The sequence below is a fragment of the uncultured Arthrobacter sp. genome, from assembly GCF_947495145.1.
GTDB lineage: Bacteria > Actinomycetota > Actinomycetes > Actinomycetales > Micrococcaceae > Arthrobacter_D.
The window spans coordinates 197,511-216,594 of the sequence record NZ_CANLXP010000003.1 but is presented as its reverse complement, the minus strand read 5'-3'; the positions used below and the strand labels follow the sequence as shown (position 1 = coordinate 216,594).

At 64.4% G+C, this 19,084-nt stretch carries 12 protein-coding genes; 4 read left to right on the top strand and 8 right to left on the bottom strand.

Annotated features, from left to right (window positions below; genetic code table 11):
* Positions 1-118: 118 nt before the first annotated feature.
* Positions 119-970 (top strand): DUF3097 domain-containing protein, encoded by an 852-nt coding sequence (locus tag Q0877_RS03780; protein WP_299165825.1) that lies wholly within the window; start codon positions 119-121, stop codon positions 968-970.
* Positions 971-1,086: 116 nt separating this feature from the next.
* On the top strand, positions 1,087-1,518 hold the full coding sequence (locus Q0877_RS03775) for a DUF4870 domain-containing protein (protein ID WP_299165823.1): 432 nt from the start codon (positions 1,087-1,089) through the stop codon (positions 1,516-1,518).
* Positions 1,519-1,551: 33 nt separating this feature from the next.
* On the opposite strand, the gene hemW is transcribed toward Q0877_RS03775, so the two are convergent.
* Together hemW and lepA are read right to left on the bottom strand one after the other, a co-directional pair.
* Positions 1,552-2,781 (bottom strand): radical SAM family heme chaperone HemW, encoded by a 1,230-nt coding sequence (gene hemW / locus Q0877_RS03770; RefSeq protein WP_299165821.1) that lies wholly within the window; start codon positions 2,779-2,781, stop codon positions 1,552-1,554.
* Positions 2,782-2,805: 24 nt separating this feature from the next.
* A complete protein-coding gene (gene lepA / locus Q0877_RS03765; RefSeq protein ID WP_299165818.1) occupies positions 2,806-4,659 on the bottom strand; it encodes a translation elongation factor 4 in 1,854 nt (617 codons plus the stop codon).
* A gap of 413 nt (positions 4,660-5,072) precedes the next feature.
* Between lepA and rpsT the strand changes: the two genes are divergently transcribed.
* Positions 5,073-5,336, top strand: a complete 264-nt coding sequence (rpsT, locus tag Q0877_RS03760; protein ID WP_299165816.1) for a 30S ribosomal protein S20 — start codon at positions 5,073-5,075, stop codon at positions 5,334-5,336.
* 92 nt (positions 5,337-5,428) lie between these two features.
* Here rpsT and holA read toward each other — a convergent pair whose 3' ends face one another.
* From holA to leuS, 5 genes are all read right to left on the bottom strand, one after another.
* On the bottom strand, positions 5,429-6,430 hold the full coding sequence (holA, locus tag Q0877_RS03755) for a DNA polymerase III subunit delta (RefSeq protein WP_299165814.1): 1,002 nt from the start codon (positions 6,428-6,430) through the stop codon (positions 5,429-5,431).
* Between the two features lie 66 nt (positions 6,431-6,496).
* Positions 6,497-9,085, bottom strand: a complete 2,589-nt coding sequence (locus tag Q0877_RS03750; protein WP_299165812.1) for a ComEC/Rec2 family competence protein — start codon at positions 9,083-9,085, stop codon at positions 6,497-6,499.
* Positions 9,086-10,042: a ComEA family DNA-binding protein gene (locus tag Q0877_RS03745; RefSeq protein ID WP_299165810.1), complete on the bottom strand. Its 957-nt coding sequence runs from the start codon at positions 10,040-10,042 to the stop codon at positions 9,086-9,088.
* Between the two features lie 105 nt (positions 10,043-10,147).
* Positions 10,148-11,074 carry a DegV family protein gene (locus Q0877_RS03740; protein WP_299165808.1) on the bottom strand — a complete coding sequence of 309 codons (927 nt, stop codon included), beginning with the start codon at positions 11,072-11,074 and terminating at the stop codon, positions 10,148-10,150.
* A 23-nt stretch (positions 11,075-11,097) separates the two neighbouring features.
* The gene (leuS, locus tag Q0877_RS03735) at positions 11,098-13,590 is read right to left on the bottom strand and encodes a leucine--tRNA ligase (protein WP_299165806.1); all 2,493 of its coding nucleotides are present in this window, start codon (positions 13,588-13,590) and stop codon (positions 11,098-11,100) included.
* A 383-nt stretch (positions 13,591-13,973) separates the two neighbouring features.
* Here leuS and Q0877_RS03730 point away from each other — a divergent pair, with 383 nt between their 5' ends.
* Positions 13,974-17,453 carry a bifunctional proline dehydrogenase/L-glutamate gamma-semialdehyde dehydrogenase gene (locus Q0877_RS03730; RefSeq protein WP_299165804.1) on the top strand — a complete coding sequence of 1,160 codons (3,480 nt, stop codon included), beginning with the start codon at positions 13,974-13,976 and terminating at the stop codon, positions 17,451-17,453.
* A gap of 74 nt (positions 17,454-17,527) precedes the next feature.
* On the opposite strand, the gene glpK is transcribed toward Q0877_RS03730, so the two are convergent.
* A complete protein-coding gene (glpK, locus tag Q0877_RS03725) occupies positions 17,528-19,042 on the bottom strand; it encodes a glycerol kinase GlpK (protein ID WP_299165802.1) in 1,515 nt (504 codons plus the stop codon).
* Positions 19,043-19,084: the final 42 nt, after the last annotated feature.

Here is a 19,084-nt window from a genome sequence, read left to right as displayed (position 1 = left end):
GGTTCCTGAGTTAGCACTCAACACACCTAAGTGCCAAGTCTAATACGTTCCACGCGATTGTTAGCATTGGCTCTGCCTGTTCTGACGGCAGGCCGGTAGCGGAAGCGAGTGAAGTTCCATGTCCTATCACCAGTGGGGTGCACAAGACCTCGCGAACCGCCGGCGCACCGTGCTGGCCAGGGTTGAAGCCCGCCCCGGCGTTGTCCTGGAGGACGTGCAGAGCGGATTCGTGGGCGAGATACTCCGCACTGAGAAGTCCGGCGGAATGCACGTGATGATTCTGGAGGATCGCCGCGGCAAGCGGCGCACCTTCCCGCTCGGCTTCGGCTTCCACCATGAGGGGTCGCCGGTAGAAATGGTTGCCGCACTTGAACAGGCCGCGGCTCCGCAGCGTACTGCGTCCGGCTCCGTTCGCGTTGCAGGAGAGCGCGCTCGTACCGCGCGGGCAAGCAGGATCTGGGTCGAGGGCAAGCACGACGCCGAACTGGTGGAGAAGGTGTGGGGAGATGACCTGCGGGTCGAGGGGATCGTCGTCGAGCCGTTGCACGGAGTTGACGACCTGGCCGGAGCCGTCCGCGACTTCGCTCCCTCCACTGGTCGCCGTCTGGGTATCCTCGTGGATCACCTGCTGCCTGGCACCAAGGAGGCAAGGATCGCGGAGAAGGCGATGGCGGTGCCCGGCGCAGCCCGGAACGTACTGATCGTTGGGCATCCCTACGTCGATGTATGGCAGGCAGTGAAGCCCCGCGCCCTCGGTCTAGATGCCTGGCCCGTCATTCCCCGCGGCGAAGACTGGAAAACCGGCATACTGAGCCGGTTGGGCTGGCCGCACTCCACCCAGGCAGACACCGCCAATGGCTGGAAGCGCATACTGGGCGGAGTCAGCACCTATGCGGACCTTGAACCGTCGCTACTGGCCCGCGTCGAGGAAGTCATCGATTTCCTCACCGCTCCCGTAACAGGGACCTGATTGCAGGGCTCCCTTGCGCAACCGCGGAGGACTGCATCGGGCCGACGCACCAAGTACCCTAGGGAGGTAAGTTCTGCGCCTACGCGCGGTGAAGTCCCACTCCGAAGGAAGTTTCGTTGTCTAACAGCGCCGACCGGCACGGTGACGCCCAGTCACGTTCGGCATCCGGGGACGACGTCCCCGGATTCCAGGGTGCCAGTTCCAGTGCTCCACCGCTGAGTCCGTCCGACGATCGCCAATGGGCTACGCTCGCCCACTTTCTCGGAATACTTGGGTTCGTTCCGTCCTTGATCATTTTCCTGATCTTCCGTGACCGGGGGCCATTCACGGAACAGGAATCGAAGGAAGCCTTCAACTTCACTTTCCCTCCGAGCATCCTTGCGGGCGTTTGCCTGCTGCTCTCCCTGATCCCCGGGGTCGGCGGAATTTTCGCAGTTTTCAATGCCCTCATCTGGGTGATGCTCGCTGCGTTCTCAGTTGCGGCGGGCATTCACGTCAACCGTGGCAAGCCGTACCGCTACCCCTTCAACCTGCGGATCTTCCACTAGCCCTACCCGAAGTTCAGTAAGGCATCAGTCAGGTCAGTCAGGCAGCAGGCGGCGAACGACGGCGTCGGCAAGCAACCGTCCCCGCCCGCTCAGGCGAACAACACCTTTGAACGCCTCAGCGGGATCGATCAGGCCGTCGGCAATCAGGCCGGCCACTGCACGGCGTCCGCCGGGCTGCAGACCTGCCGTGGGAAAGCCCTCCGCAAGTCTTGTGCGCAGCAGGACGTCCTCCACATAGCGGGCGGATTCGTCCAAGGTTTCCCTCCCGGCGGCAGGTGACGTACCGGCGCCCAGGCGCTGCGCATAGGCGGCGGGATGCTTTACGTTCCACCAACGGGTGCCGCCCACGTGCGAATGGGCGCCGGGCCCGGCGCCCCACCAGTCGTGACCTTTCCAATAGGCCAAATTGTGGCGGCACCGATCCTCGCCGGTGCGCGCCCAGTTGCTCACCTCGTACCAGGACATGCCCGCGGACCGCAGCATGTCCTCAGCAAGTTCGTACTTGTCGGCATGATCGTCGTCGTCGACCATAGGCACCTCGCCACGACGGATCCGCCGTGCCAGCGCAGTGCCGTCCTCGATGATCAGGGCGTAGGCAGACAGGTGGTCAGGTGTGAGGCTGAGCGCCGCTTCGAGGGATGCCTGCCAGTCGGAAAGCTGTTCGCCGGGTGTGCCGTAGATCAGGTCGAGACTGACTTTCAACCCTGCCGCGCGCGCCCACTCAACGGCAAGGGGGACCCGCTCCGGAGAGTGCGTCCGATCGAGTACGGCGAGCACGTGCGGTACCGCCGACTGCATTCCGAAGGACACCCTGGTGAACCCGGCACGGGCTAGTTCCTCCAGCGATTCCGGGGAAACCGAGTCCGGGTTGGCCTCCGTTGTCACTTCGGCTCCAGGCTCCAGCCCCCAAACGTTTTTCGCGGTCTGTAGAACCCGTGCAAGATCCTGTGACGGAAGCAGTGTGGGAGTCCCGCCCCCGAAGAAGACGGTGTTCAGGGGGCGATGGGCGACGCCCGACTTTGCCAGCGCGCCCCCGGCGAACTCCAGCTCACGCTGTACCGTATGCGCGTAGCTCGCCTGAGACGCTCCCCCACCGAGTTCGGCCGCCGTGTACGTATTGAAGTCGCAGTAACCACAGCGCACTGCGCAGAACGGTATGTGGACGTACAGGCCGAAATCGCGGTCCGGCGAGCCTGCGGCTGCGGCAGGTGACAGCACGCCGTCGGCTGGGGAGGGATCTCCGAGAGGCAGCGTACTAGGCACGGTCGCCCTCCCGAGCGGGTGCTGTCACTTCTTCGCTTTGTCCTTGCTGCTGTCGGAGGACAGGGCGGCAATGAACGCTTCCTGCGGCACCTCGACGCGTCCGACCATCTTCATGCGCTTCTTGCCCTCCTTCTGCTTTTCAAGCAGCTTGCGCTTTCGGGTGATGTCACCGCCATAGCATTTGGCGAGGACGTCCTTACGGATGGCGCGGATGCTCTCACGCGCGATGATCCGTGAACCGATGGCGGCCTGGATGGGAACCTCGAACTGCTGCCTCGGAATCAATTCCCGCAGCTTCCCCGTCATCATCACGCCATAGGCATATGCCTTGTCCCGGTGTGTGATGGCGGAGAAGGCATCCACCTGCTCGCCCTGCAGCATGATGTCTACCTTGACCAGATCGGCTACCTGGTCGCCATCGGCCTTCCAGTCCAATGACCCATACCCGCGGGTCCGTGACTTCAGAATGTCGAAGAAATCAAAGACGATCTCGGCCAGGGGAAGCCGATACCGGATTTCCACCCGGTCTTCCGAAAGGTAGTCCATTCCGCCCATGACACCACGTCGGCTCTGGCACAGTTCCATGATGGCACCGACGAACTCATTCGGTGCAAGGATGGTCGCGGAAACCATCGGTTCCCGCACGGCAGCAATCTTCCCGACGGGATACTCGCTGGGGTTGGTGACGTGCACCACGTTCTTGTCCTCGAGCGTCACTTCGTATTCCACGTTGGGCGCGGTCGAAATCAGGCTCAGGTTGTATTCACGTTCGAGGCGCTCACGGGTGATTTCCAGATGCAGCAGGCCGAGGAATCCCACTCGGAAACCGAATCCCAGCGCGGCCGAGGTCTCAGGCTCATAGACCAGCGCGGCATCGTTGAGCATCAGCTTCTCGAGCGCATCGCGAAGCACCGGGTAGTCCGCTCCGTCCAGGGGGTACAGGCCGGAGAAAACCATCGGTTTGGGATCCGCGTAGCCGCTCAACGACGCCGAGGCAGGCTTGGCCAGGTTGGTGACTGTATCACCGACTTTGGACTGGCGGACATCCTTGACCCCGGTGATGAGGTAACCGACTTCACCCACGCCCAAGCCCTTGGACGGGGTGGGCTCCGGTGAGCTGACGCCAATCTCGAGAAGTTCGTGGCTTGCACGGGTTGACATCATCTGGATGCGCTCACGTGGACTCAGGTGCCCGTCAACCACCCGAACGTAAGTCACAACCCCGCGATAGGTGTCATAGACCGAGTCGAAGATCATGGCGCGTGCCGGCGCGTTCGCGTCGCCCACCGGTGGGGGGAGATCCCGGACAATCTTGTCCAGCAGCGCTTCGACACCGACGCCGGTCTTTCCAGAGACAAGAAGTACGTCCTCGGGGTTGCCGCCGATCAGGCTCGCGAGCTCCGCCGCGTACTTTTCGGGTTGGGCCGCAGGCAGGTCGATCTTATTCAGCACCGGAATGATCGTAAGGTCGTTTTCCATTGCGAGGTACAGGTTGGCAAGAGTTTGCGCCTCAATTCCCTGTGCGGCGTCGACCAGGAGGATCGCTCCCTCACATGCAGCGAGCGACCGCGACACCTCGTAGGTGAAGTCCACGTGGCCTGGAGTATCGATCATGTTGAGTGCGTAGCTCACGTCATCAAGCTCCCACGGGAGCCTCACGGCCTGCGACTTGATGGTGATCCCGCGCTCACGTTCGATATCCATCCGGTCCAGGTACTGGGCCTTCATGTCCCGCTGCTCAACGACGCCGGTGAGCTGCAGCATGCGGTCCGCAAGAGTGGACTTTCCGTGATCGATATGGGCGATGATGCAGAAGTTCCTGATGATCGCTGGATCCGTGGCAGCGGGCACCGGGGCGGTGCGGGCCATGGGAGACACTCGGTACCTCTTACTTCTTGGGGTTACTTCTTCGGGGCGGCTGGTGGAACTCGGACAGCTTGCGGCACGACCGCTGCGGCAAGACGCCGACGTTGCATCGGGACCACGTGCAGCGTGCGTTGTCCATTGTCCCACGGCCACCTGCAGACCTTGGAATTGGCGCCAGGGCAGCCGGTACGCTGTTGGCGATGGCGTATGGGTTCACCCACTGGGCCGCCGATACACAGGTGCAAGAACCGCCGTCATCCTGCTGACCGGAGATTGTGCGCGGTTTCTGGTAACCTATATAGCTGTGTGTCCGCGCAGGTCGACGGGCACTTCGGCTCGGCCGCCCGGTATCCCCACGCCGCTCAGTCACTGGCCACACCGAAAATCCCTCACGACCAGTCCGCAATACAAAGAGAGTCTTATACGTGGCAAATATCAAGTCCCAGAAAAAGCGCATCCTCACCAACGAGAAGGCCCGTCAGCGCAACAACTCGGTCAAGTCCGAGCTGAAGACCGCTATCCGCGCCGTCAACACTGCGGTGAATTCCACCGACAAGGATGGTGCGGTTGCTGCGCTGGCCGTTGCCAGCCGCAAGCTGGACAAGGCCGTCAGCAAGGGCGTTCTGCACAAGAACAACGCGGCCAACCGTAAGTCGGGAATCGCGAAGAGGGTTAACAACCTCGCCTGAGTGCTTCCACTTTGGCGGCGTTAAAGCTGCGTGGCCGGCCCTTGGGCCGGCCACTGCTGTTTAACCGGGTGCATGATTGACCGGGTCGATGTTTAACCAGGTGCAGAACCACCGAGGGCAATAGCTGTGACGGCGCGCTCGACGGCGTAGATGGGATCCCGGGCCTCGCCTTTGACCTGCGCATCGGCTTCCGCGAGGACCTGGATGCAGTGGTTCAGGCCCTCCGGTGACCAGCGCTGTGCTTCACGTCGGGCCTGATCGACCTGCCAGGGGGCCATCCCAAGCTCCTTGGCAAGCTGGCCGGAGCTGCCGCGCACCCCGTAGAGCTTCGCCACAGCACGCAGTTTCATGGCGAGGGCAGCGACAAGCGGCACAGGGTCGGCTCCTGTTGATAACGCGTGGCGGAGCATTGCGAGCGCCTGCCCACCGCGGCCGGCGAGTGCGGCGTCAGCTACTTTGAAGCCGGTTGCTTCGATTCGGCCACCGTAGTACTTTTCCACCATTTCGGCGGTGATCAGTCCGTCAGAATCCGAACCGAGCTGATGGCAAGCCGCCGCCAGTTCAGACAGGCTCGATCCCACGGCGGCAACGAGGGCGCGTACCGCGTCGGGTTCGATCCGGCGCCGTGCATTGCGGAACTCCGCGGTCACGAAGTCGATCTTGTCGGAGTCCTTCTTCAGGGACTGGCACTCAACCACGACGGCTTTCCTCGCCTTGAGCGCATCAAGCAACTTCTTGCCGCGCGTACCGCCCGCGTGATGCATAACGAGCACCACGTCCGGAGCGGGGTCGGAAACATACTCGAGTGCGTCCTGCAGGAACGCGTCGTTCATCTGGGCAAGCCCCCGTGCTTCGAGGATCTGCGTACCGCCGAACAGGGAAGGGCTTCCCAGCAGGATCAAGGACCCGGCCTCGTAATTTGCGGCGTCGAGGCGGACAGTTTCGGCATCAGGCTCTTCCTGGCGCATCCGGTGGCGGACGGACTGGAAGGCACGCGTTGCGAGGTAGTCCTCCGGACCGAGCAGCAGGATGACGGGCGCTGGGGCAACCTCCCGCCAGCTCGCAGTTACCGAACCTGCAGGGCTTGGGGACACGGTGTAGCTCCTGATCGATAGGGGTAGGCTGGCTCAACTTTGCCACGGGTGCACGAAGGGTCCAACTCATCCCCGGGACTCGACATGGATGGCACCACCCTCGAACGTAAGCAGTATGGTGCCGAGCAGGTCTGTGCGGGCGACATGCACACCCGCCGCTTCCAGCGCTTCCAGCGTTTCCGGATGCGGATGGCCGTAATTGTTGCGCATTCCCGCTGAGATCAATGCCAGCCGCGGAGACAACGCTTCTATCACGGCCGCACCGCCGTTCCGGGCGCCATGGTGCGCCACTTTAAGTACATCAACACCGGTTGCAGCCAGCTGCGTGTGCCCGGCAAGGAAGCGGTCGGCGGCATCTTCCTCGAGGTCACCGGTGAGGAGTATGTCCACGTCCGGATCTCCCTCATCGCCTGGCACCGTCGCAAGCACGACCGCCGACGCGTTGTTCTCCGAGCCGATGGGAGATTCCGGAGCCGGCCAGAGTACGGACCAGCCCACAGTCCCCGCGGTGCCACCAACCCCGGCCTCTGCTTTCTCCGGTGTCACATCTGCGTCCGCCGCTGCCTCTGCCACCACCTGCGGCAGCGAGTCCTCGGCCGTCGAGAAGAGCAGGCGGTGAACGGAGCGGCCTTCGAATACCCCGGCGACTCCACCGTAATGGTCCTCGTGCAGGTGGGTGAGCATGAACAAATCCACCGTGTCGACACCGAGCCGGTCAAGGCAGGCATCCATCAAGTCCCTATCCGGGCCGGCGTCGACCACCATTGCGCTGCGCGGACCGGTCCTGACGGCAAGGCCATCTCCCTGCCCCACGTCGCAGGCGGCGACCGTCCAGTTCCCTGATCCGTACCCACGTGCGCCGCTCAGTATCCACAGAACGACGACGCCAAGCACGCAACCCGCAGCAACCCAGGCAGCAGGTTGAATAACTCCCGCCAGGCCTGGTCGTCCTGTACGCGATCCCTCTCCCTTTACACACACATCAGCTGGCGCTCTGAAGGCACTTCTCACTAACGACCACACTCGCGGCCACCACACCACTGCAACCAGGACGACCACGCTGATCAGGGCCGTCAGGACCGCACCTCCGATTCCCGGGGGCCAGGGAATGGCAGCGAACGGAGCCGAGGCGAAGAACCGTGCAATCTCCGCTACCCCCACTGCCGCCCAGCCGGCGGCGAAGGCGAACGGCGCGGCTGCCCACGGCGCCAGCGCCACAAGGACCACCGCCACCATGCCGGAGATGGTGATGAAGGGAACGAGCGGTGACGCAGCGATGTTCGCCGGCAGCGAGTAGGTCGGCACGCTTGGCTGGATGAGGGCCAGAACCGGTGAGCAGAACAGCTGGGCGGCAAGCGGGACAGAAATGAGTTGGGCTGTCCACAGCGGCAGCAACGAGGCCAAACGCGCCGCCAGGAGCGGGCCCGCGAGCACCAGCCCGCAGGTGGCCGCAACGGACAGGACGAACGCGTACTCGGTGCTCAGCCAGGGATCCGCGGCCAGCAGCGCGGCGATGGACAGGAACAGGAGAGTCATGGACAACCTTCCCCGTCCGGTAAGGACGGCGAGCACCCCGATCGCGCCCATCACTGCGGCCCTCAGGACGCTCGGCTCCGGCCGCACCAGCAAGACGAATCCCACCAGCGCGGCCACGCCCCCTACTGCCGCGGCCCACCTCGGCAACCGGCATGCCCGGCACAGGAGGAACACGAACGCGAGTACATAGCTGCAGTTGGCCCCGGAAACAGCCGTCAGGTGGGTCAGCCCTGTGGCCTTCATCGTCTCTACCAGATCCTGTCCAACCGCGGACCGCGCGCCGATGACCATGCCGGGCATCAAACCGTCGTCGGGCACAGCAATGGAAGACGACAGCGCAAGGAAGCGCTCGCGCAACCGCTCCACCAGGGATTCTGCGCCCGGTTCTCCCTCCTGCAGCGCCGGGGCCGTCGTCGCGATCAGCAGAGCTTCGGCTCGTGCACCGGGCTCTGTTGCCAGCGGCTTCGCGGCCGAACTGACGACATCGCCGTGCGCCGCTTTGCTCCAGGCAGCGTTGCCAAGCACAACCACCGGCGTGCTCGCCGTGAATCTTGACCCGTTGAACGTTCCTTCGAGAATCTCAGCTTCGACGAGCCATCGTGAAGTTCCGTCCGGTCCATCGGCTGATGCCTCCCGCGGATCCGAGGCCAGGCGGAGGGTCACCGTAACGTGCGCCTCTGCCGAGATGGCAGCTGCCAGCGGAGCGGAAGCACGCTGTTCCAGCTGACCGGTCGCAGCGAAGCACACCATAGCTGCAACGCCGGCGACGACGAGCAGGACCCGCCCGGCGGGATTGCTGCTCCTACCCCGAACGACGACGGCGCCGCAACCAACCGCGCACAGCGCCAGCACACCGCCCAGCACCAGGGCGCCCTGACCATCCAGACGAATGACCCACGCTGCCGTGCCCCAAGCAGCAACCGCTCCCGGCAATAGTCGAAGATCCCTCGCCGGGCTCGGCTGGTCCGCCGTCGGCCGCTGTTGCGTGCGGGAACGGTGCACCGTCAGCCGTTTCAGCGCACGATCTCTGCTGGCCAGGGCGGCCGTCGGGCTCGGATTAGGAGTTTGGGCGGCGGACCGGACGAAGACCTGCCACCGGCTTGACCCGGCGCGTGCCATTCAGACGGTCACCAGGGGCAGCAGCGATTCGAGCATCGCCGGACCGATACCCGGCACCGCATCGAGGTCTTCGGGACGCGCGAACGGACCGTGCTGCGTTCGCCACTCCATGATGCGCTCAGCGAGGACGGGGCCGACCCTGGGAAGCTCCTCAAGCTCCGGAAGGTCCGCGGTGTTGAGATTCACGAGCGATCCCTGGGATCCCGGCTCCGGCTCAGGTGCGCCGCCGGCGGGCGGCAGTGGGTCGCCGGCACGCGGGATTAGGATTTGCTGCCCGTCCTGTACCACCGCAGCCAGGTTGATGGCTGAGAGCTCCGCTTCAGGCAGCGCGCCGCCTGCCTTCTCCAACACCTCGAATACCCTCGATCCTGCGGCTATTTCTACTACGCCGGGAGTCTGGACTGCTCCGGCAACATGGACGACGACGGTTTCGCCCTGCGCACCGCCGGAGCCTTGACCGGCCGCACCGGCGTCTATCGCTTCCTCGACGGGAGCGGCGGCTTCGGCCGGTGACTCCGGGCCGCCCGCTGAATCAGCTTCACCCGCTGCTGCGGGAGGCGCGATCGGCACTACCTGGGTCTCCTCGCGGTCGGTGCTGATGAATTGCCAACCGCCGACTACGAGGGCGCAGCCGGCGGCGACCAACGCGGCCCGACGCGTGGCCACCCATCTCCGGCCGGAGCGTCCACGTTCCGCAAGGGGAAGGCTCGTTCCGGCCACGCCGGAACGAAGAGGACTGCCGTCCCTGTCCGATGTCGATTTCTCCGCGGTATTGCCCGCGCCGTCGTCCGTTGTTACTGTCCAGCCGAATTCTGGCCAGGCTGTCTCTGCGCCTCGCTCCCCTTCAACATCCGGCTCAGCTTCCGTATCCCGCTCCCCGCGGTGGAGGTTGAGTACGCGGTCCAATCGGTCCGGACCGGGGGTGCGCTCCCCCGTTGCCCAGCGATGCCTTGCCATGGGATCAGCGTAGGAACGTTGTGCCCACCGATAGGTTGTATCGGTCACGAATGTGCACAAGCCTCCCGGATCTCCACGAATGTGGAGTAAGGATCAATTGCGCTTTTAACCCAGAGGATCGGAAACGGAAACAGCGAGAACGCCAAGGCCGGTGTGGGCGGCGAGCACGGCCGGCATCTGGGTCAGGACAGTCTCGGCTCCGTTCGGCGCCCGCGCTGCCGCTGCCTCCGCGTCCGGTCTGTTGCCGAAATAGTGGAACGCTACGACGCTCCCACCCGCGCGGCGGCCAATGTCCTCATTCACCAGTTCTTCGAGGCGCTGCCTGGCGCGCACGGCGGTGCGCACTTTCTCCAGCGGCTCTATTGCTCCATTCCGCACGGTCAGGAGCGGCTTTACCGCAAGCAGCGCGCCGACGAAGCCGGCCGCAGCACCTATCCGGCCGCCGCGGCGCAGTTGCTCCAGACTGGGTACGTAGAACAGCAGCCGCGTTCGGGCACAGACGGCAGCAGCGCGATCGGCGGCCGCGGTGGCGCTCGCCCCGTCTCGGAGCGCAACAACCGCCGCAGCAACCCCGCATCCCTGCGCCATTCCCACCGTGCCGCTATCGACAACATGCACAGGAATGGAGACAGTGCGTGCAGCCCAGCGAGCGGCGTCGACCGATCCGGACAGCTTCCCGGACAGGTGAATCGAAACGATCTCACTGGCGCCTTCGCGCTCCAGCCGCCGGTACACGTTCTGGAAGTGGCCAGGCGATGGCCTCGAGGTTCGGACTTCTGCCCCTTCGACCAGTGCTACGGAGAGCGGCTCCAGGAGATTGTCGGATCCCTCGCCGTAATGGCGGCCCGAGATGATGACCGGCATCGGCACGATGGCGACGCCCGCGGCAGGACCACCGCCGGTGACCCACGCCTGTGGGAACGCGGCGGCGGAATCCGTCACGACCGCCGTCGTCGGTTCCGCGGCTACCGCTTCCGCGGCCTGTTTTGTTCCGACGATGGCGCGGCCCGCACGGCGGTCAAACCATGCCACGGCGAAACCTGCTTCCTGGCCGATCAGGCCGGAACGATGTTCACCAGTTTAGGGGCGCGGACGATGACCGTCCGGATATCCCTGCCCGCCAGCGTCCGCTGCACCTGCGCCGTACCGAGCGCCAACTCACGCAATGCGTCTTCCGTGATGTCAGCAGGCACTTCCAGGCGGTCGCGCACCTTGCCCTGCACCTGCACGATGGCCGTGACAGTGTCCTGCACCAACAGCGACTCATCCACCGCCGGCCAACCGGCAGCCGCCACTGAGGCCGGGTGGCCCAGCCGCTCCCAAAGGTCTTCCGCGGTGTAGGGGGCGAAAAGGCTGAGGATGACAGCCGTAACCTCCGCTGCCTCACGCACAGCCGGATCAGCGCCGCCGGCTCCCGAATCAATGGCCTTGCGGGTGGCGTTGACCAGTTCCATGACCTTGGCGATGACGACGTTGAACTTGTTGTTTCGCACCAGGTCGGCGGCATCGGCAAGGGTGCGGTGGGTGACCGAACGCAGTGCACGGTCACCGGAAGCGGCATCGACCCCGGGCTCGGAGGTGACGTCGGCACCGAGGCGCCAGGCGCGGGCGAGGAATTTCGCAGAGCCCGACGGCGACACATCCGCCCAGTCAACGTCATCTTCCGGTGGGGAGGCAAAGACCATGGTGAGGCGGATGGCATCGACACCGTAACGGTCGAGCTGCTCGCCGAGGTTGACGCCGTTGCCCAGCGACTTGCTCATTGCCTTACCGCCGTTGAGCACCTGGCCCTGGTTCAGCAACGCAGAGAATGGCTCCGTGAAGTTGACCAGGCCCAAATCGAACAGGACCTTCGTGAAGAACCTGCTGTACAGCAGATGGAGGATTGCGTGCTCCACACCGCCGACGTACTGGCCGACCGGCAGCCACTCATTGACTTTGGCGGAATCGAATGGTGCGTCTTCGGACTGCGGGTCGGCGAATCGGAGATAGTACCAGGACGAGTCCACGAAGGTGTCCATCGTATCGGTATCCCGCTTGGCAGGGCCGGAACACTGGGGACAGCGGACATTGACCCAGTCGGTCGCGGCAGCAAGCGGCGATGTGCCCTTGGGCGCCAGGTCCTCTCCGCGCAGATCGCTGGGGAGACGTACCGGGAGCTGCTCATCCGGTACCGGCACTTCGCCGCACGCAGCGCAATGGATGATCGGAATGGGCGTGCCCCAGAAACGCTGCCGGGACAGCAGCCAGTCCCGCAGCCGGTAATTCACAGTGCGCTCGCCGGTGCCCTGGGCAGCGACGAGTTCGATTGCACGCTGGATCGCTGCCTCTTTGGGGAGACCGTCCAGTTCCCCCGAATTCACCAGCGTTCCCTCGCCGGTAGTTGCCTTGCCTGTGGCTGCCGGGTCATCCTCTCCCGTGTCCACGACCATGCGGACAGGCAGGTCAAAGGCGCGGGCGAAGTCGAGGTCACGCTGATCGTGTGCAGGAACGGCGATGATAGCACCGGTGCCGTAGTCCGCGAGCACGTAGTCGGCGGCCCAGACAGGCAGTTTTTCGCCATTGAGGGGGTTTACTGCATAGCGCCCGGTGAAGACGCCGGTCTTCTCCCGTTCGGTGGACTGACGCTCAATGTCGCTGAGTGTGTTGACGCTTTCCCGGTATTCAGCCAGTGCTGAAGCGTGCTCGCTTGTCACCAGTTCGGTGGCCAATTCGGCATCCGCAGCGACAACGAAGAACGTGGCACCGTGAAGCGTGTCCGGCCTCGTGGTGAAGACCGTGACGTCGGTGCGCGGCAGATCGCCGTCGGCCTCGATGGCAAAGGTGACGTGCGCGCCTTCGGAACGCCCGATCCAGTTCCGCTGCATCGCCAGCACGCGTTCCGGCCAGTGCCCTGCCAACGGCTCCATGTCCTCGAGCAGGCGGTCAGCGTAATCGGTGATGCGGAAGTACCACTGGTTCAGGCTTTTTTTGGTGACGGGACTTCCACACCGCTCACACGCTCCGTTGACTACCTGCTCATTCGCGAGCACCGTCTGGTCTTTGGGGCACCAGTTGACCGGGTGGTCCTTACGGTAGGCGAGCCCCTTCTCGAAAAAGCGCAGGAACAGCCACTGGGTCCAGCGATAGTACTCAGGATCCGAAGTCTGAAGCCGTCGGGACCAGTCGGCGCTGATGGCGTAGCGCTTGAAGGAGGCCGCCTGGGTGTCGATATTCGCGTAGGTCCACTCACTGGGGTGCGCGTTGTGCTTGATGGCCGCGTTCTCCGCCGGCAGACCGAAGGAGTCCCAGCCGATCGGGTGCAGAACGTCGTAGCCGAGCTGGCGCCAGTAGCGGGCAACAACATCACCCATGGCGAATGCTTCCGCATGTCCCATGTGAAGGTCACCCGATGGGTACGGGAACATGTCCAGGACATAGCGGCGTTCCCGGCTGCCGTCGTCCACCGGCTTGAACGTATCGAGCTGCTCCCATACCGGAAGCCATTTCGCTTCGATGTCCGCGAAACTGTAGGTGCCGGCTTCCGGCTCTTCCGCCGTGGGATTCATGCTCACTGGTTCTTGCCCTGTCTGTTGATCACTCGTGACCGTCTTCGCTGTCCTTCACCGCCGCTGCACCGCTCCTTCGAATAAGCCCGTCCTGCTCAGTCCCCGGACATACAAAAGCCCCTCGACATGGGAGGGGCGGCCGCGCGGAAATGCGCGGCTAGATAAGGAGCAGATGCGCGATCATCTATCCACCTTAGCGCAGTTTGGGCAGTTTGGTTCGGGCGGGACGTCCGAAGAGTTACCATATTTCCATTGGGCGCAACTTTCTGTTATTGCACCCAGCATGCCGAGGCGGAATGCGCCCGCGGCTGATCGGCCAGCCACCCACAGGAGGTGGGCTGCTTTGCAGGCAATCTGGCCCGTCGTCGTTAGGTAGACGAGAAATGACACAAACCATTCCTACCGCAGATCCATCGCCGCAGACCCTTGGCGATGATGCGGTTGCCCTGGTGCGGCGGTGGCTCCACCTGGGCGAATCCGGCGGTGCGGCACACCGCACGGCCGGAGCGGTTCCCGCAGCCGGCGGCCGCGGATCGAAATCGGCGCAGCTCCTCGCCGAGGTCCTCAAGGACCAGAACGGCCTGGACTTCACGATCGGCTTCGTGGACCGGGTTATCCGGCCGGAAGACCCCGCCGTGGCAGCACGGAACCTTGCGCAGCTTGCCCGGCAGACGCCGTCGTTCCTGCCCTGGTATATGAAGGGTGCAGTACGGCTCGGTGGGGTCATGGCCCCCGTCCTGCCGCGGGTGGTGGTACCCGTGGCGCAGCGCGTGCTGCGCGAGATGGTCGGCCACCTCATCGTTGACGCCCGCCCGTCCCACCTCGGAAAGTCGATTGCCGCCTTGCGCGGCGAGGGCGTCCGCCTCAACATCAACCTCCTTGGTGAAGCGGTTCTGGGTGACAAGGAAGCGGACGCACGGCTGAGTGGAACCCGGGATCTTCTGGCGCGCGACGACGTCGATTACGTCTCGATCAAGGTGTCCTCGGTGGTGAGTACCCTTAATCTCTGGGACTTCGATGGGACCGTTGAGCGGGTTACGAAGCGCCTCCTGCCGCTTTACCGGCTCGCGGCGTCGTCTCCGGCTCCGAAGTTCATCAACCTGGACATGGAGGAGTACCACGACCTGGACCTCACTGTTGCCGTGTTCAAGCGCATCCTCGAGACGCCTGACCTGCGCAATCTTGAGGCCGGCATCGTGCTGCAGGCGTACCTGCCCGACGCGCTCGGTGCCCTGCAGGGTCTGACCGGTTGGGCGCAGGAACGCCGTGCGGCCGGCGGATCGGCCATCAAGGTACGGCTCGTTAAGGGCGCCAACCTTGCCATGGAACTGGTGGATGCCGCCGTGCACGGCTGGGAGCCGGCGACTCTTCCGAGCAAGCAGGCCACCGACACCAACTACAAGCGCTGCCTGGACTGGGCGCTGCGCCCAGAGAATGCCGACGCCTTGCGCCTTGGCGTAGCCGGGCACAACCTGTTCGACATCGCCCTCGCCCGCACCCTTTCGGTGGCGCGTGGCGTCGAGGACCGGATCGAGTTCGAGATGCTGCTCGGCATGGCGGAAGACCAGGCCGCCGAAGTGCGCAAGGACGTCGGCTCGCTGCTCCTCTACACACCGGTGGTGAAGCCGGCGCAGTTCGACGTGGCGATCAGCTACCTCATTCGCCGCCTTGAGGAAAACGCAAGCCAGGAAAACTTCATGAGTGCTGTCTTTGAGCTGACGAAGAGCGAGGAACTGTTCGAGCGTGAGAAGAACCGCTTCCTCGCGTCCCTCACGGAACTCGATTTCACCGTCCCGGAGCCCAATCGTTCGCAGACTCCGGATCGCTTCACGGCAACCGGACCCGGCGAATTCCGGAACCAGTCGGACTCCGACCCGTCGCTGCCCGCAATCCGGACCTGGGCCGGCGCTGTTCTCGACCGCGTACCGGACTCCACCCTGGGCGTCGCCCTGGTGGAGGCCTCCCGGCTGGAATCGAACGACGACGTCGACACCGCCGTCCGCTCGGCCCGCACCGCCCAGCGGGACTGGGCAGCGAAAGCGGGTGCTGAGCGGGCCGCTGTCCTGCGCAACGCCGCAGCCCTGCTGGCTTCCCGCCGCGGCGACCTCGTGGAAGTTTCCGCGAGCGAGACCGGCAAGACCATCTCCGAGTCGGACCCTGAGATTTCGGAGGCAATCGACTTCGCCAATTACTACGCGCTGCTCGCCGAGGAGCTCGACGCCGTTGAGGGTGCCCGCTTTGTCCCTGCGGGGTTGACCGTCGCTACTCCGCCGTGGAACTTCCCGGTCGCCATCGCCGCCGGCTCAGTGCTGGCTCCGCTGGCTGCCGGCAGCGCCGTCATTCTCAAGCCGGCGCCGCAGGCCAGGCGGTGTGCCGCTGTGATGGTTGAGGCGCTGTGGGACGCTGGAATCCCCCGGGACGTCCTGGTGTTCGCCGACGTCGCCGAGGGTCCTGTCGGACAACACCTGATTTCCCACCCGGACGTGGACAGGGTCATCCTCACCGGTGCGTACGACACGGCGAAGCTGTTCAGGTCCTGGCGAAACGACCTCCCGCTGCTGGCCGAGACGAGCGGCAAGAACTCGCTCATCGTCACGCCGAGTTCCGACCTCGACCTGGCCGCGGCCGACGTCGTCAGGTCCGCTTTCGGCCATGCCGGCCAGAAGTGCTCCGCCGCGTCGCTGGCCATTCTGGTCGGTTCGGCGGGCACCTCCGCACGCTTCCGCAATCAGCTCATCGATGCTGTGGCTTCCCTGAAGGTCGGCTATCCGGAAGACCCGGAGACCGAGATGGGGCCGATCATCGAGCCCGCCGCCGGTAAGCTCAAAGACGCTTTCACCACGCTGGCCGAAGGCGAATCGTGGCTTGTTGAGCCGAAGCAGCTCGATGACACCGGACGCCTCTGGAGCCCCGGAGTACGTACCGGGGTACAGCCCTGCAGTTACTTTCATATGACCGAGTTCTTCGGTCCTGTGCTCGGGATCATGCACGCCGAATCGCTCGAGCAGGCCATCGAGTGGCAGAACGCGAGTGCCTACGGGCTGACAGGCGGCATCCACACGCTGAACCCTGAGGAAGTAGCGCAATGGCTCGCGTCGGTGGAAGCAGGAAACCTTTACGTCAACCGCGGCATTACCGGCGCGATTGTTCGCCGGCAGCCGTTCGGCGGATGGAAGCGCTCTTCCGTAGGACCCGGTGCCAAGGCGGGTGGACCGAACTACCTCATTCACCTCGGCAGTTGGGAGCGCGATGAACTCCACCCGGGGAACGTCCATGCTCCGCTGAGCGAGCCGGTCCGCCAGCTGCTGCATGCGGCGGACGTGCCTGACCGCGACCGGGGCTTCCTTGCCCGCTCCGCCGCGGACGACCAGCGTCACTGGGTGCGAACTTTCGGCACCCACGAGGACGTGTCGGCCCTCGGAGTCGAACGGAACGAGTTCCGTTATCTGCCCACGCCGGTCACCGTCAGGCTCAACGAAGCCGGAACCATGAGCGACTTCATCCGTGTGGCCGCGGCAGGCTTGCGGAGTGGTGCACCCCTGTCGGTTTCCACACCGGAGCCGTTGGCTCCTGCCCTGACCGCAGCCCTGTCGGCGAACGGCGTCACCCACCGGGTGGAGGACGACGCCGCGTGGTTGGCAGCCGCGCCGTCGGCCGGTCTCGGTCGGGTGCGTCTCGTCGGAGGCGGATACTCCGAACTGTGTGCGGCTACCGACGGCGACCCGGACATGGCGATCTACAGCGGGCCCGTCACGGAGGCCGGCCGCATCGAGCTGCTGCCCTTCCTGCGCGAGCAGGCGGTAACCATCACCGCCCACCGTTTCGGGAACCTGGATAACGTCTCGGGCGAAATCCTCCGCTAGGCAGCATCGGGCGAGCGGTAAAGAAAAAGGCGGAGCGGACAATGTCCGCTCCGCCTTTTAGTTGCTACCGGGAACTACTGGACGTCCTCATCCACCCAGTCGAAGGTCTTGGTGACGGCCTTCTTCCAGTTGCGCAGCTGCCGGTCGCGTTCGCCGTCGTCCATGGTGGGCGTCCAGCGCTTGTCTTCGGACCAGTTGGCGGCCAACTCGTCGGTGTCCTTCCAGAAGCCGACGGCAAGACCGGCCGCATAGGCGGCACCGAGCGCAGTGGTTTCCGTGACCTTGGGCCGGATGACGGGGATACCGAGGATGTCGGCCTGGAACTGCATCAGCGCGTCATTGGCGACCATACCGCCGTCGACCCTGAGGTCTTCCATGTTGACGCCTGAGTCAGCGTTGGCTGCGTCGAGCACTTCGCGGGTCTGGAACGCAGTTGCCTCGAGCGCCGCGCGCGCAATGTGGCCCTTGTTGACGAAGCGTGTCAGGCCGACGATCGCGCCGCGTGCGTCGGAGCGCCAGTAGGGTGCGAACAATCCCGAGAATGCGGGGACGATGTAAACGCCGCCGTTGTCCTCGACCGTCTTGGCAAGCTGCTCCACCTCGGGAGCGCTCTTGATGAGGCCGAGGTTGTCTCGCAGCCACTGGATCAGCGAGCCGGTGACCGCGATCGAACCTTCGAGCGCGTAGACGGGCTTGGCATCACCGAGCTTGTAGCACACCGTCGTGAGCAGTCCGTTCTTGGAGTGGACCACTTCTTCGCCGGTGTTGACGATCATGAAGTTGCCGGTGCCGTAGGTGTTCTTTGCACCGCCCTTCTCGAACGCTGCCTGGCCGAACGTCGCCGCCTGCTGGTCACCGAGGATTCCGGCCACGGGCACTTCACGCAGGAGCTGTGAGCTGTGCACCGTGCCGTAGACCTCGGACGAGGACTTGATCTCCGGCATCATGGACGCCGGCACGCCGAAGGTGTCCAGGATGGAGGAGTCCCAGCTCAGCGTCTCAAGGTCCATGAAGAGAGTGCGCGACGCGTTGGTGACGTCGGTGATGTGCACACCGCCGTCGGTGCCGCCCGTGAGGTTCCAGGTAACCCAGGAGTCCGTGTTTCCGAAGAGCAGGTCACCGGCTTCAGCCTTTTCGCGGGCGCCGTCCACATTGTCGAGGATCCACTTGATCTTGGTACCGGAGAAGTAGGTGGCCAGCGGCAGGCCGACCTGCTGCTTGAACCTCTCCACCCCTCCGTCGGCGGCAAGCTCGTCGACGATCGGCTGCGTGCGGGTGTCCTGCCAGACAATTGCGTTGTAGACGGGCTGGCCGGTCTTCCTGTCCCACACGACGGCTGTTTCACGCTGATTGGTGATGCCGACTGCGGCGATATCGTGACGGGTCAGGTTTGCTTTGGAAAGTGCGTTGCCGATCACCTCGCGGGTGTTGTCCCAGATCTCGATCGGGTTGTGCTCAACCCAGCCGGCTTTGGGGAAGATCTGCTCATGCTCCTTCTGCCCCGAGGACACAATGTTTCCCTGGTGGTCGAAGACGATCGCACGGCTTGAGGTGGTTCCCTGATCAATAGCGATGACGTACTGCGGCATTACTGCTCCTCATTGAGTGTGTTTCTGGAATTTTGGACGGCG